Source organism: Paenibacillus sp. RS8, assembly GCF_041956825.1.
GTDB lineage: Bacteria > Bacillota > Bacilli > Paenibacillales > Paenibacillaceae > Paenibacillus_AQ.
In genome coordinates, this window is record NZ_CP168131.1 from 4511497 (window position 1) to 4526831 (window position 15335).

The following is a 15335-nucleotide window of genomic DNA, read 5'->3' on the forward strand; positions in this document are numbered from 1 at the left end:
ATACCGCCTAGTTGTAATTAGGCGATGCCGTTTCTTCTTGGGTTATGGAGCATTTATGGATCTTTAATGAATGATGATAGCCCAAAACCGGGCTGTTTCTGACAACCGGAAGGTTGTTATTTTTTTCTCAAAATATAAGAAGTAAAGTAATAGATCATTCGTTGTAAGAGTAGGGAACAGGGGGGAGATCATGTTGAAGAGCTTGAAGGGGAAGACTATTTTACTTGGGATTACAGGAGGTATTGCGGCCTACAAAGCAGCGTCCCTGACCAGTAAGCTTGTCCAAAAAGGAGCCGAGGTTCATGTCATTATGACAGCTTCGGCAAAGCAGTTCATTACAGAATTAACTCTACAGTCACTGTCGAAGCAACGAATATATAGTGATACATTCCAGGAACGTGACCCATCTTCCATCTCGCATATTGATTTGGCCGATTCAGCGGATCTTGTAATAGTAGCGCCAGCAACTGCGAATATGATTGCCAAGATGGCGCATGGAATTGCGGATGATATGTTATCTACAACGTTACTCGCTACTACTGCACCTGTAATGGTGGCACCAGCTATGAATGTCCATATGTATCAGCATCCCGCTGTACTTAGCAATTTGGACACCCTCGCTAAACGTGGTATTCAGTTTATTGAGCCTGGGGAAGGTCTGCTGGCATGCGGTTACGTAGGTAAAGGCCGTTTAGAGGAGCCTGAGACAATCGTAAGTTATGTGGAGGATTTTTTTGCATTGCAAGAAAGTGCGAAGTCTAGTCCACTCAAGGGTAAAAAGATTGTCATCACAGCTGGCGGTACAGTAGAACGGATTGATCCGGTACGCTATATCTCCAATGATTCCTCTGGTAAAATGGGGTTTGCTGTGGCACGTGCTGCACTTGCCATGGGGGCAGAGGTTACCTTAATTGCTGCGCGAACAGATGAAGCGCCTCCGCAGGACCCGGATATTTCTGTTATTCGTGTTCAATCCGCACAAGAAATGTATGAAGCAGTTACTGCCCATTGGGATAGCTGCGATATCATGATTAAGGCAGCGGCTGTATCGGATTACCGTCCGAAGCATAGCGAGCAATCCAAAATTAAAAAAAGTGGAGATACGCTGACTCTTGAGCTTATAAAAACAACGGATATCCTCGAAACGCTAGGTAAGAACAAGGATAAGCAGTTCTTGATCGGTTTTGCAGCGGAGACGGGAAACACAGAATTTTATGCAAAGGACAAGCTGGTCCGAAAAAACTGCGATCTCATCGTTGCTAACAACGTAGCGGCTGCAGGAGCCGGATTTGGATCGGATACGAATATTGTATCGATTTATGATGCAGATGGATTGGTGCTTGAATTGCCACAATTGTCTAAGGATGAGGTCGCACGCCGTTTGCTGACACTTGTGGCAGAGCGCATTTCTGGAGCTTCATTATAATGGATATTGCCAAGGTCATTGTGGATGTGCCTGTACGCAGCACTGACCGGCCATTTGATTATAGTATTCCAGAATCACTGAAATTATGGATTGAAGTGGGCAGCCGAGTAGCAGTCCCGTTTGGACACCGTACGGTGCAAGGGTTTGTTGTTTCGTTAGAGTCAGGAGAAACAGTAGTGAATTCTGCGCTTAAGCCTATTCAAGAAGTACTTGATCTGCTTCCACCGTTATCCCCTGAATTAGTTGAGTTAGCAGACTGGATGAGTAAAAGATATGCCTGTAGACGAATTTCTGCCCTTCAAGCGATGCTGCCCACCGCTCTTAAGGGGAAGGCAGAACGACTGATTTCATTAGGAGTTGTGGAAGAAGAGACAGCATTCCCTGATGATGAATTATTCCCTATGTTTGCTGAGACAGAGAATGAGGAACGACTAATCACTGAATTTATTGGACGTAATGGCGAAGTTTCCATGAAGCAACTTACCCGTGCGTTTCCGGAGGCTGCGGAAACGGTGAAGTTCATGCTGCGGCGCGGAGTTCTTGTAGAGAGCCAATCAATCAAAGATAAAATGGGCAAGAAAAAGCTGAAAGCGGTAGATCTGGCGATAGGCATTACGGCTGCGCGTGAGGCGTTGAGTAAGTTTCCTAAAAAATCTGCGCGACAGAAGGAAGTGCTAAGCTTTCTAATCGAAAGAGAAGCTACACTCCCTATGGCGCTTAAGGAAGTCTTGTCAGCCCTTCAAGTTACGGCAAGTACGGTAAAGGGTTTAGAGGAAAAAGGCTTCATCGAAATCAGCGAGATTGAAGTCTATCGCGACCCTTATCAAGGACGTGACTTTAAGCCTACTACGCCTCTGCCACTTACAGCAGAGCAAGAGATTGTATACACTCGAATTTCACGAACACTAGAAGAGCAACTACATGAAGTATTTCTGGTACATGGCGTTACGGGGAGCGGCAAGACAGAAATCTACTTGCAATGTATCAAACGTTGCTTGGATCAGGGCAGACAGGCCGTAGTGCTCGTTCCAGAAATTGCATTAACACCGCAGATGGTGGAACGTTTTAAAGGACGTTTTGGAAGTGGTGTTGCGGTAATGCATAGCCGATTGTCTGTAGGTGAACGTTACGATGAGTGGCGCAAAATCCGCGAAGGAAAGGCTACGGTTGCCGTTGGTGCCCGATCAGCAGTGTTTGCTCCGTTCTCTAACTTGGGTTTGATTATTATGGATGAAGAACATGAGACCTCATATAAGCAGGAGGAAAATCCGAAATATCATGCCCGTGATGCTGCGATTCGCAGAGCCGAGCAGTGTGGGGCAGCCGTGATTCTAGGCTCCGCCACGCCTTCGTTAGAAAGCTATCATGCGGCCAGAGCACAGAGTGATATTCATTTTTCACCAGTACTTTTAGAAATGCCTACTCGCGCACTTGGCAACGAGCTTCCCAAGGTGAATGTAGTGGATATGCGGGAAGAGCTTAAAGAAGGTAATCGCTCCATGTTTAGTCGTAAGCTGCATTCTGCACTGGCTGAAAGACTGGAACGTGGAGAACAGACGGTGTTATTGCTTAACCGCAGAGGGTTCTCAACGTTTGTCATGTGTCGAAGTTGCGGATATGTGGCAGGTTGCCCGGAGTGTGATATTTCGTTAACGTATCATAGCCGTAGTGACAATTTGCGTTGTCATTATTGTGGTCATGCCGAGCCAGCACCTAAGCTTTGTCCAGAGTGCGCAAGTGAGCATATCCGATTCTTCGGAACAGGAACTCAGCGAGTGGAAGAAGAGCTTGGCAAGTTGTTTCCTGGTATACGGGTGATTCGTATGGATGTGGATACAACGACAGAAAAGGGTTCGCATGAGAAATTACTCAACCAATTCAGAGACAAAAAAGCGGATGTTCTGCTAGGCACACAGATGGTAGCGAAGGGATTGGATTTTCCCGACGTAACTCTTGTTGGCGTAATAACTGCAGATTCAGCGTTGAACTTGCCCGATTTTCGTGCAGCGGAAAAGACCTTCCAATTGCTTACACAAGTTGCTGGAAGAGCAGGCCGGCATCAGCTTCCGGGTGAGGTAGTTGTTCAGTCCTATACACCGGAGCATTATTCTATTGTTCATGCTAGCGGGCATGACTATCTCTCTTTTGTAAGGGAGGAGTTAAAGCATCGCAGAGGGTTACATTATCCACCTTATTGCAGATTGATACTCGTTACATTATCCCATGAGCAATTACCGCTATTACTCCGGATGGCAGAGAATTACGCTATGAATCTTCAGGGAAAGGCCAGACAGCTTAGATGGTATGGGAGTCTGGATAAGTTAACTACCGATGTACTCGATCTGTTAGGTCCAGTAGCTTCACCAATCCCTCGCTTGAAGGGTAGATATAGATTCCAGTGTATGATAAAATGGCGCGGCGCCATCGATGTGATTGGGCTTGTTCGGCAAGTGGCTGAGGAGTTGGAGGATTCTGTTCGGGATACAGGGCTCCAAATCAGCATTGATGTAGATCCGCAAATGTTGATGTAAATCGTTATCATGTTACAATGTAAAAAAAGAGCTAGATCAATAAACTCTAAATATAGAGATGTACAGAACGGGAAGGTGTTTGTAATGGCGATACGTATGATCGTTAAGGAACCGGATGAAGTGTTGCACAAAATAGCAAAAGAAGTAACTGTAGTTACACCTAATGTCAAAAAATTGTTAGATGATATGGCTGATACGATGTATGACGCTGAAGGTGTAGGGCTGGCAGCTCCACAAGTTGGTATTTTGAAGCGCCTAATTGTGGTGGATGCAGATGAAGAGCACGGGCTGATCAAAATGATTAATCCGGAAATCATCGGTACAGAAGGGGAGCAGCTAGGACCTGAAGGATGTCTTAGTATTCCCGGATTAAATGGTGATGTACGCCGTGCAGAGACAGTAACCGTACGTGGTCTTAACCGTGAGGGAAAAGAAATTACCATCACCGGCAGTGGTTTACTTGCTCGGGCTTTTCAACATGAGATTGACCATCTGAACGGAGTACTGTTTACCGATATCGCTGAAAAAGTATATGAGATGACAGCTGAACGCAATGAGACTGAGGAGTGAGGATATGAAGATTGTATTCATGGGAACCCCAGCCTTTGCGGTACCAAGCTTGCAAATGCTGATGGATGAAGGCTATGAAGTTGTAGCAGTCGTCACCCAACCAGATCGACCGCAAGGACGTAAAAAGATCTTGGCTCCTTCACCGGTTAAAGAAGCCGCATTATCTCTCGGTTTACCTGTGCTCCAGCCTGAACGGATGCGCAAACCTGAGGCTGTTGCAGAGTTAGCTGCATATGAGCCTGACCTGATTGTTACAGCTGCTTATGGTCAAATTTTGCCTAAAGCTGTATTGGATTTGCCGCGTAATGGTTGTGTGAATGTTCATGGTTCATTGCTTCCTAAATACCGGGGGGGCGCACCGATTCAACGTAGTATCATTAACGGTGAGAAGGTTACCGGCGTTACTTTGATGTATATGGCTGAAGGACTTGACACTGGAGATATGATCTCGCGCGTCGAGGTGGCTATCGAGGATGAGGATACTTCCGGCACGATGTTCGAGAAGCTGAGCCTTGCTGGACGTGATCTCTTGAAGTCTGAAATGCCGCGATTAGTAAACGGTCGTGTTCAAGCTACCCCGCAAGACGATAGTCAAGCAACCTTCGCACCCAACCTAAATCGTGAGGATGAGCGTTTGGATTGGAACGCTGGTTCTCGTGATAGCTATAATAGAATCCGTGGGCTGGTTCCTTTTTCAGGTGCGTTTACACTCTGGAATGGAGAGACCTTTAAAGTTTGGTCTTCAAAAATTCCCGCTGAACAGAAATCAACTGACAGTGCGCCAGGAACGGTGCTTTCGGTTACTGAACAAGGTGTAGAGGTTAAGACTGGAGACGGAAGTCTGCTGCTAACTACTGTTCAGCCTGCTGGTAAGAAAGCTATGAGTGCTGCGGACTTTAGCCGTGGCGGTGTCATGAAACCAGGGACGGTGCTAGGTTGAGCGCGGGCGGTAAAAAGGGCGGTGCCGGAAACAAAGGTAAAGCTAATACAGCCCCTGCCCGGGATATCGCACTCGATATTCTGGTAAAGGTCGAACAGCAAGGTGCATACAGCAACCTACTCTTGAACAGCAGTCTGCAGAAGTCTGCTCTTAGCAGAGAAGATGCTGGACTAGTTACTGAGCTTGTCTATGGCACCATCTCTCGTATGAACACACTTGATTATGTGCTAGAGGAATTTGTTAGCAAAGGGATCGCTAAATTGCAGCCCTGGGTGCGTAATTTATTGCGACTAAGCTTATATCAAATTATGTATCTGGACCGCATACCGTCTCATGCAGCTGTAAACGAGGCTGTTAATATAGCTAAGAAAAAGGGCCATCAAGGAATCTCGGGTATGGTTAATGGCGTGCTTCGTAGTGTGCTTCGAGCTGGAGATCTACCGGTTATACCTGATGAATTGAGCCCGGCGAAACGGATATCCATTCAGTATTCCCATCCTTTATGGTTAGTGGAGCGCTGGATTACCGAGTATGGTGTTGACACTGCGGAAGCTATCTGCACTGCTAATAATGAGCCACCTGCTGTTAGTGTACGTGTAAATACAACGATGATTAGCCGTGAAGCGCTACTGAGTCAGATGGTTGAACAAGGTCTGCAAGCTTCTGCTTCTGAAGTTAGTCCATATGGTATTGTTGTAAAAGGCGGCGGTAATCTCGCTCTTTCTTCTTGGTATCGGGATGGATTTATATCTGTTCAGGATGAAAGCTCCATGCTTGTAGCTGAAGCTGTTGCACCTGAGCCTGGAATGCGAGTTCTTGATTGCTGTGCCGCACCCGGGGGCAAAACAGCGCATATGGGCGAGCTGATGAAAGATGAAGGGTCTATTCTTGCTAACGATCTGCATCCGCATAAAGCTAAGCTTATCTCGGATCAAGCTGCGCGACTAGGTCTCGAAAGTGTAGTAACAGGCAGTGCAGATGCGCTGGAGCTAGAGCATACCTTAGAGCATCATTCCTTCGATAGAATTCTATTGGACGCTCCTTGCTCTGGGCTTGGGGTAATCCGCCGTAAGCCAGATCTCAAATGGCGCAAGCAGCCTGAGGATGTAACAAGCGTAGCGTCACTACAAGGTCAGCTCCTGCAGTCGGTCTCCAAACTGTTGAAGCCGGGTGGGGTTCTGGTTTATAGTACCTGTACGACTGAACAAGCGGAAAACCGTGAAGTTGTAGCTGCCTTTTTGAAGCAGAATCCTGATTTCACTTCTATAACGTTTGCTTCCCCGTTATGGGATAGATTGGAAGGTACTGCACTGGCTGAAGGTGAGGGAATTCAATTATTGCCGCATCACTATGGCAGCGACGGATTCTATATCTCTAAGCTTCAAAGAGTCTTGTAATATAGTAAATTTACTGACAATTGTTGTATCTTTTGCCCGCCGGGCTACCGTACGGCGGGCTATTTCTTTTACCGTCTCTGAAATTTGTGTTAAAATAGGAAGAATGAGAAATAATACGCATATCCTTATGAAAGAACAGGTGCTAATAATAATGAAACCTTTAATATATGATTTTTCTTTAGAAGAGTTACAGCAGTGGGCGAAAGATAACGGTGAGCCTGCTTTTCGTGGTGGACAGATTTTTGATTGGTTGTATGTAAAACGTGTAAGTGACTTCGAAGCCATGAGCAATTTGTCTAAAGGACTTCGTCAGAAGCTTAATGATCAATTCTCCATTGCAGCGCTCACTGAGATTACTAAAATGGAATCGAAAGATGGAACAGTAAAATTCCTGTTTGGATTGCATGATGACCATGCGATTGAGACAGTTATCATGAAACATAATTACGGTAATAGCGTCTGTGTAACTACCCAAGTAGGCTGCCGAATCGGTTGTACATTCTGCGCCTCTACGCTTGGTGGATTGAAGAGAGATTTGACTGCAGGTGAAATTGTAGCCCAAGTGGTACGTTCTCAACAGATCTTGGATGCGCGCGGCGAACGTGTCAGCAGTATTGTTATCATGGGTACTGGTGAGCCGTTTGAGAACTATGATGCAACCATGAGATTCTTGCGTCTTATGATTCATGAGAAAGGCCTGAATATCGGACAACGGCATATTACTGTTTCCACTAGCGGTATTGTGCCGAGCATTTATAAATTTGCAGAAGAAGATACACAGATAAATTTGGCAATTTCGATTCATGCACCTAACGATAAACTTCGTTCAAAGCTAATGCCGGTTAACCGCCGCTTTCCGTTTGATGATGTGATTGAATCTTTACGTTATTATCAAGCTAAGACGGGACGACGTGTCAGCTTTGAGTATGCTTTGATCGGTGGGGTGAATGATCAGCCGGAGCATGCTGAGGAATTAGCAGGTGTGCTTAAAAACATGCTGTGCCACGTCAATTTGATTCCAGTAAACCACGTGCCAGAGCGGAAATATGTACGTACTTCACGCAATGATATCTTTGAGTTTCAACGTATTTTGGCTGACAACGGTGTGAATGTTACCATTCGCCGTGAGCAAGGCCATGATATCGCGGCCGCATGCGGACAGCTGCGCGCCAAACATATGGAGTTGGGGTGAGGATATTTGATCAGAACAGTTCATGCCAGCGATATTGGCCGAGTGCGCTCTGTCAATGAGGATTCGGTCTGGATCGGCACGACGCGCCACGGTTATACACTCGGCATAATTGCCGATGGGATGGGTGGACATCAGGCTGGTGAAACCGCGAGCAGGCTCGCTTTGGAGACGATGAGGAATACCCTAGAGGGGCTCCTGCCTGAGCTTCAAGACGAAGCCCTGCGTGATGCGTTATCAGCTGCTATTTTGGAAGCTAACAGCACTGTTTTTAAGGAGGCTTCCAGCGACGATAAGTATCACAATATGGGTACCACTGTCGTTGCTGCCTTAATGAATGGCTCAAGTGGTTATATTGGCCATATCGGGGACAGCAGAGCCTATTTAATAAAGGACAGTGCAGCAGTTCAATTAACCGAGGATCACACGCTAGTCAATGAGCTGTTCAAGAACGGTCAGATCAGTGTGGAGGAATTAGATAATCATCCGCGACGTAATGTGCTGACGAGAGCACTTGGAACAGATGCGGAGGTGGTAGCTGATTTAACTCCTGTTACTCTGCTACCCGGGGAACTTTTGCTTCTGTGCAGTGATGGTTTAAGTAATTTTGTTACCAATGAGCATTTGGGCAAGGTAGCGGGTATACATGAGATACCGTTAGAGGAAAGAGCGGACCGCTTACTTCAGTTGGCACTGCTTGCTGGCGGCGGCGATAATATTAGCGTCGCTTTGTTAGAACATCATGGAGAGGCCGCTGTGCCCGAAACAAAGGAGTGGGATTGATGATCGGTCACGAACTGGGCGGCCGTTACCAAGTCATCGAACGGATCGGCGGAGGTGGAATGGCGCTCGTCTATAGAGCACATGACATTCTTTTAAACAGAAACGTCGCCATTAAAGTATTGCGCAATCAATTTGTACATGATGAGGAATTTATCCGCCGTTTTAGGCGGGAGGCGCAATCAGCTGCATCTTTGTCTCATCCGAATGTAGTTAGTATTTACGATGTAGGACAAGAAGACGAAATTCATTATATTGTCATGGAATATATTGAGGGCAAGAATCTTAATGAAATTATTAAAGAACGAGCGCCATTACAAGTTGACGAATCCGTACGGATCGCTTCACAAATCTGTGATGCCCTCGATCACGCTCATCAGAATCAAATTATTCATCGGGATATTAAACCACATAATATATTGATTGGGCGCAATGGCCGGGTGAAGGTAACGGATTTCGGTATTGCTCGTGCGGTTACATCTACAACCATTACTCAGACAGGATCTGTAGTGGGCTCCGTGCATTATTTCTCACCAGAGCATGCAAAAGGTGTCTCTACAGGAGAGAAGTCCGATCTCTATTCATTAGGGATTGTACTCTATCAAATGCTTACAGGGAGTCTTCCATTCTTAGGGGAGAGTCCGATTAGCGTAGCTCTAAAACATCTTCAAGAAGAGTTTGAAGAGCCAAGGCTCTTGAATCCACTTATCCCGCAAAGTGTCGAGAATGTAATTCTGAGATCGATGCGTAAGAATCCGGAGGAGCGCTATCAGTCTGCAAAGCAAATGCTGCAGGATTTAGAAACCTGCTTGTTGCCTGAGCGGCGTAGTGAAGCCAAGGTTCTTTTTAACGATGAAGAAGACGAGGATCGAACGCGGGTGATACCGGCGATTAAACCGATCCAAAGAAGCAATGGAAATCGTAATCATCGCCACGACCGGATGGATAATGATGAAGATGATGATGACGATCCGGTGCCTGTGAAAAAAGGTAAGAACCAATGGACAAAACCTGCATTATGGATTGGTTTAACTTTAGTGTTACTGCTGGCTATGGCCAGTCTCGTGTGGTACGTTAAATCCCAATTAGTTGTTCCTGAAGTATCGGTTCCATACGTGGTCGGTAAACAGCTGGAACAAGCGAAGACTGAACTTGAGGATTTGGGGCTTGAGGTTGCTGATCCTATACTGTATGACTACAGTCCGAATTTCGAAGAGAATGTGGTCATGAAGCAAAGTAGGGAAAAGGACGCCAAAGTGAAAAAGGGAGCCTCCCTAATTCTAACTGTGAATACGGCGAAACCTTTAACTAAGATGCCAGATGTAACGAATTACACTTTCGACGAAGCGGTTAAAATGCTGATGGCAAAGGGTGTACCCCAGACTCAAATTAAGAATGAACCTCTCTTCGATGAAAATACGGCGGTGGGTAAGGTTGTAAAATCAGACCCAGCCCTTGACAGCGAGTTTGATCCTGAGACGGTTTCAATCATCCTCTACGTCAGCAAAGGGGAAGAAAGTGTCACGATGCCTGATCTCATCGGTATGACGGAGAGTGAAGCAAAGGCAGCCCTCGAAGCTGCTAAGCTGGTACTTGGTGATGTAAAAGAAGAATCCAGCTTCACGGTTGAAGAAGGTAAAGTAACGAAGACTTGGGCTTATGAAAAAGGTATCCCTGTTCCTCCTGGAACTGCGATTACGATTTACTTAAGTACAGGTTATCCACCTGAAGCCCTGAATTATACCTTTAATGTGCCGGTAGCTCCTGCACAGGACGGGAAAAAGAGCAAAATTCGGATTGAGTATGTAGATGCGCGGAATAATGGAGAGAAACAGGATTGGGGAACGCGTACCATTGGAAAGAGTCAAGTATTGTCCGTTAATTTGGTGCTTGCTCCGAATAAAGATGGTTCAGTTATTGTTACCCGGGACGGTGTGCTTTTAGACACTTATGTGATTCCATATATTGATGCGAAGAATGGCACGGTGCAAGAACCTGAACCACCAACGGTTCCCACTCCGCAGCCGACTGAGACACCAATAGAACCGACTCCTACTGCTGAACCGACCATTGAACCAGAGATCCTGCCTCCAAGTTCAGACAACGAAGGTTCTACTAATACTGGATCAGCCAATCAGACGGGATTCCTTACTAACAGTTCACTGAATAATGAATCGACCAATAATGGCAACAACAAGAACAATAATAAAAATAATGATAAGCACAATAATAAAAACAACAATAAATCTAAAGATAAAAGCGATAACTAATCAGGGGAGAAGTGCTTGAACAGTTGTAGCAGCGAAGTGACCCGGGGATTTCAAACTTGGGTCATTTTCGCAAAATCAGGAGAGGAAGGCTCACTATGTATGCCTGAAGGAATAATAGTAAAGGCGTTAAGCGGGTATTATTACGTAAAACCGCTTCGTGAAGGATTAATAGCGGCAGAGGAAGATTCTGTCCAATGCAGAGGAAGAGGCATACTTAAGAAAAAGGGGATCGCTCCCCTAGTGGGTGATCGCGTGATCTATATGCTGACTGAGCATGGAGAAGGGATGGTGGATGAGCTTCTTCCAAGAGAATCTGAGCTAATCCGTCCACCTGTAGCGAATGTAAGCCTTGCCGTTCTGCTATTTTCTGTACGGGAGCCTGATATGAACCTGAACCTATTGGACAAGTTTCTGGTTCATATTGAGCATTCAGGACTAGAACCCTTAATTGTTCTGACCAAACAGGATTTGGCTAATGATGATGGTGAAGCTACTAAGTATGTTAAAGAGCTCTATGAGGACATTGGTTATGAAGTGATGGTTACAAGCTCGCTTACAGGAGCAGGCAGTGATGAACTAAGAAAGCGACTTACGGGCGGCATCAGTGTATTTGCGGGTCAATCTGGGGTAGGAAAGTCGACCTTATTGAATCGTATTGTTCCAGGACTTAAGCTGGAGACAGGCGAGATCAGTCTACGGCTAGGCCGTGGCCGTCATACTACTCGCCATGTAGAACTGATGGATATTGGCGGGGGCGGCTTTGTGGCGGATACCCCTGGGTTTAGTCAGCTTGATTTTCTTGAGCTTGGTGTTGAAGAGCTCTCTACTTGTTTCCGTGAATTTGCCAACTACGCAGGAGATTGTAAATTCCGTGGATGTAGTCATCAGCATGAACCAGGCTGTCGAGTCATCGAGGCATGGAAAGCTGGGAAAATCGCCGATAGCCGGTACGAGCATTACAAATTATTTTTTAATGAAATGAAAGATAAAAAGCGGAGGTACTAAGTCATGATACGAATAGCACCATCTATATTGTCAGCCGATTTCGCAAGTTTAGGCTCAGAGGTTGCAGAAGCTGAGATCAGTGGTGGAGATTGGATCCACGTGGATGTAATGGACGGTCATTTTGTTCCGAATATAACGCTTGGTCCACCCATCGTAAAAGCGGTCTCGGTACATACCAAGCTTCCACTTGATGTTCATTTGATGATTGAGTCTCCAGAACGATATATTTCTGATTTTGCTGCCGCAGGCGCTAGTGTAATCACTGTACATGCTGAGGCATGCGTTCATTTACACCGTGTGGTGCATCAGATCAAGGAATTGGGTCTTAAGGCAGGAGTGGCTATTAATCCTGGCACTCCGGCATCAGCGGTGCGTGAGGTGCTTGAGGATGTGGATATGGTTCTCGTGATGACCGTCAATCCAGGCTTTGGAGGTCAAGCATTCATTCCTAACACTTTGCGCAAAATCACTCAAATTAGAGAATGGGCAAATGAAGTCAATCCGAATTTGCTTATTGAAGTTGACGGTGGCGTTTCGGAAGCTACAGCTCCATTGGTTGTCAGTGCAGGGGCAGATGTTTTGGTTGCAGGAAATGCAGTTTTTGGCCGGAGTGATCGTGCTGCAGCCATCCTTGAAATTCGTGAAGCAGCGGAAGCGGCACTTCGTTAAAAAAAATAGGCTGTTACGACTAAAGGTATAGGCCAAGTCCTTGACGCATAAATATGGTTACATGAGCAGAAATCTCATGTAGCCTTTTTTTGTTTTGGCAGGGAGGACTGCAGTACGTTAACGATAGAACAAGAAGAAAGTCTCCTGCGTACGGCATGAATTGATGGGAGGGTAAACCATGAAATTTTACACGTTTAAGCTGCCTAGGTTTTTAGGAGGTTTTGTTAAAGCGATTTTGAACACATTTCAGAAGAGTTGAGCTTGAAACAGAACAGCAAACATGAAAAAAAGCACCTTACAAATGTAAAGGGTGCTTTTTGCTTCATATGAGTGATCGCTCGGTCTTTAAAATTGCAAAAGACTAAACGCGTTCAACTTTACCGGCTTTCAAAGCACGGGTGCTGACGTACACGCGTTTTGGTTTACCGTTCACGAGGATACGGACCTTCTGAACGTTAACTCCCCAAGAACGACGGTTGCGGTTATTGGCGTGAGACACGTGGTTGCCGCTGCTCGGTTTCTTGCCTGTTACTGCACATTTGCGGGACATAGATTACACCTCCTTATTCCTAACACCTGCATAAACAATACTTATCTATAATATCACAGCAAATTTTGCTACGTCAACCGATTCAAAAACATTTATTTCTTTTAATACTTATAGTACAATGTAAATTAGTGCATTATGTCCTGTTAATCATAGAATGATTAGGCATGAAGTTAGGAAGGGGAATTCTCAATTGAGTAAGCGTTCTATAAACGGAACAGATTTTACCGCTATGGTATTGGCTGGAGCGGATAAGCTGCAACAGCATGCAGAACACGTCAATTCCCTAAATGTTTTTCCGGTTCCAGACGGAGATACCGGAACAAACATGAATTTGACGATGACCGCAGGTGCGAATGAATTGAAGAAAAATAATACTACGTCTGTTGGTCAATGTGCAGGTGTACTCTCTAAGGGCTTATTAATGGGCGCTCGGGGGAACTCCGGTGTTATTTTGTCCCAGTTGTTCAGAGGTTTTAGCAGATCTGCAGCTCAACATGATGAGCTGAACACACAGCAATTCGCTGCTGCACTGCAAAACGGAGTGGACGCAGCCTATAAAGCGGTTGTGAAGCCTGTAGAGGGAACTATTCTTACAGTGGCTAAAGAGGCTGCAAGACATGCTGTCTACTTTGCCCGCCGAACCACGGATGTTACAGAGCTTATGACAGAGGTATTGGCCAAAGCAAAAGAAGCCTTAGCCTATACACCTGAACAATTGCCTGTCTTGAAGCAAGTCGGTGTAGTAGATTCTGGCGGTCAAGGTCTGGTCTACATTTATGAAGGGTTTCATCAGCATCTAACGAGCGGAAGCTCCAGTGTGTCTGAACCTGTAAAAGGACAACCTCAGGCACCAGTTGTGCCAGCATCTATACCGGTGTTAAAGAAACCTGAAAGTGAACTGTCTTCTGTACAGTCTTCTGCGCAATCTCAGCTTTCTACAGAGGACATAGAATTTCTATATGATATGGAGTTCTTCATTAATCGTCAGTTAGGCGGCAACGTGAGAACGGATTTTGATGAGGAAACCTTTAGGAAAGCGTTGTCAGTAAATGGTGATTCCATCATTGTAATTTCGGACGATGAAACGATTAAAGTGCATGTGCATTCCAAGTCTCCAGGTGAAGTCTTGAATCTGGCGCTCCTCTATGGGGAGATTACGCAGATTCACATTCTTAACATGCGTGAGCAACACCGTGACTTGCTAACCGCAGGCATGGATATTGCACCTATGCCAGATGTTTTTGCTGATATGCCGGATGAGAAGAGTCGAGTACATTCATCTCCAGCTGAACCACCAGCAGATGATTTAGCCCCTTACGGCTTCATCGCAGTATCATCAGGCGCTGGGATTGCCGATATTTTCAAGAGCCTCGGTGTGGACGTTGTCCTTGCTGGAGGTCAGACTATGAATCCTAGTACAGAGGATTTCGTGAACGCGATTTCTTCTATATCTGCTAAGCATGTTTACATTCTTCCGAATAACTCCAACATTGTGCTTGCCGCTCAGCAAGCTAAAGATCTCTTGGAGGGCGAACGTGAGATTACAGTTATTCCAAGTAAAAGCATTCCCCAAGGCATTGCTGCAGCCTTCGCATTCCAAGAAGAGGATTCCGTGGAGACTAATTCAGGGAATATGCTAGAAGCAATTACTCATGTTAAATCTGGACAAGTAACGAATGCTGTCCGTGACACAAGCTTCGATGATCTGGAGATTAAATCCGGACAATTTATCGGGATTTCTAACTCTAAAATTGTCGCGGCCGCAGATGATCTCTTGGCTGCAAGTCAGGCACTGCTGTCCAATATGCTTGAGAATGGTGATGAAATTGTTACGATCCTTATTGGAGCTGAGACCGATTCTGAGGTCACAGATTCATTAAGTGAGTGGCTGGAAGAGACTTACCCTAATGTGGAAGTAGAGATTCATGAGGGTGGCCAACCCCTTTATTATTATCTTTTCTCCGTAGAGCCATAGTTAGTTGCTGAGGGCTCTATAATTGATCAAGGG

The 15335-nt window shown here is 45.6% G+C and carries 13 protein-coding genes; 12 read left to right on the plus strand and 1 reads right to left on the minus strand.

Going from position 1 to position 15335, the window contains the following annotated elements; all coding sequences use genetic code 11:
• Positions 1-190 precede the first annotated feature (190 nt).
• The 11 genes from coaBC to spoVM all read left to right on the plus strand — a co-directional run bounded on the left by coaBC (position 191) and on the right by spoVM (position 13036).
• The gene (gene coaBC, locus ACDZ28_RS21300) at positions 191-1426 is read left to right on the plus strand and encodes a bifunctional phosphopantothenoylcysteine decarboxylase/phosphopantothenate--cysteine ligase CoaBC (RefSeq protein WP_375102702.1); all 1236 of its coding nucleotides are present in this window, start codon (positions 191-193) and stop codon (positions 1424-1426) included.
• The gene (priA, locus tag ACDZ28_RS21305) at positions 1426-3957 is read left to right on the plus strand and encodes a primosomal protein N' (protein WP_375102703.1); all 2532 of its coding nucleotides are present in this window, start codon (positions 1426-1428) and stop codon (positions 3955-3957) included. The genes coaBC and priA overlap by 1 nt, the downstream gene beginning before the upstream one ends.
• A gap of 84 nt (positions 3958-4041) precedes the next feature.
• On the plus strand, positions 4042-4527 hold the full coding sequence (gene def / locus ACDZ28_RS21310) for a peptide deformylase (protein WP_042126884.1): 486 nt from the start codon (positions 4042-4044) through the stop codon (positions 4525-4527).
• 4 nt (positions 4528-4531) lie between these two features.
• Positions 4532-5467 carry a methionyl-tRNA formyltransferase gene (gene fmt / locus ACDZ28_RS21315; protein ID WP_339290663.1) on the plus strand — a complete coding sequence of 312 codons (936 nt, stop codon included), beginning with the start codon at positions 4532-4534 and terminating at the stop codon, positions 5465-5467.
• Positions 5464-6864, plus strand: coding sequence for a 16S rRNA (cytosine(967)-C(5))-methyltransferase RsmB (gene rsmB, locus ACDZ28_RS21320; protein WP_375102704.1), 1401 nt, complete (start codon positions 5464-5466; stop codon positions 6862-6864). Before fmt ends, rsmB begins: the two co-directional genes overlap by 4 nt.
• Before the next feature lie 151 nt (positions 6865-7015).
• Positions 7016-8056 (plus strand): 23S rRNA (adenine(2503)-C(2))-methyltransferase RlmN, encoded by a 1041-nt coding sequence (gene rlmN / locus ACDZ28_RS21325; RefSeq protein ID WP_042126887.1) that lies wholly within the window; start codon positions 7016-7018, stop codon positions 8054-8056.
• A 6-nt stretch (positions 8057-8062) separates the two neighbouring features.
• Positions 8063-8836 (plus strand): Stp1/IreP family PP2C-type Ser/Thr phosphatase, encoded by a 774-nt coding sequence (locus ACDZ28_RS21330; protein ID WP_042126889.1) that lies wholly within the window; start codon positions 8063-8065, stop codon positions 8834-8836.
• The gene (pknB, locus tag ACDZ28_RS21335; RefSeq protein ID WP_375102705.1) at positions 8836-11103 is read left to right on the plus strand and encodes a Stk1 family PASTA domain-containing Ser/Thr kinase; all 2268 of its coding nucleotides are present in this window, start codon (positions 8836-8838) and stop codon (positions 11101-11103) included. Before ACDZ28_RS21330 ends, pknB begins: the two co-directional genes overlap by 1 nt.
• A gap of 99 nt (positions 11104-11202) precedes the next feature.
• On the plus strand, positions 11203-12108 hold the full coding sequence (gene rsgA, locus ACDZ28_RS21340) for a ribosome small subunit-dependent GTPase A (RefSeq protein ID WP_076117609.1): 906 nt from the start codon (positions 11203-11205) through the stop codon (positions 12106-12108).
• Between the two features lie 3 nt (positions 12109-12111).
• Complete coding sequence (rpe, locus tag ACDZ28_RS21345; protein WP_042126895.1) at positions 12112-12777, plus strand: ribulose-phosphate 3-epimerase; 666 nt, start codon at positions 12112-12114, stop codon at positions 12775-12777.
• 178 nt (positions 12778-12955) lie between these two features.
• The gene (gene spoVM, locus ACDZ28_RS21350) at positions 12956-13036 is read left to right on the plus strand and encodes a stage V sporulation protein SpoVM (RefSeq protein ID WP_020431362.1); all 81 of its coding nucleotides are present in this window, start codon (positions 12956-12958) and stop codon (positions 13034-13036) included.
• Between the two features lie 102 nt (positions 13037-13138).
• Here the strand turns inward: spoVM and rpmB are convergent, their stop codons facing one another.
• Positions 13139-13327 (minus strand): 50S ribosomal protein L28, encoded by a 189-nt coding sequence (rpmB, locus tag ACDZ28_RS21355; RefSeq protein WP_036686205.1) that lies wholly within the window; start codon positions 13325-13327, stop codon positions 13139-13141.
• Between the two features lie 190 nt (positions 13328-13517).
• Between rpmB and ACDZ28_RS21360 the strand changes: the two genes are divergently transcribed.
• Positions 13518-15302 (plus strand): DAK2 domain-containing protein, encoded by a 1785-nt coding sequence (locus ACDZ28_RS21360; RefSeq protein ID WP_042126898.1) that lies wholly within the window; start codon positions 13518-13520, stop codon positions 15300-15302.
• Positions 15303-15335: the final 33 nt, after the last annotated feature.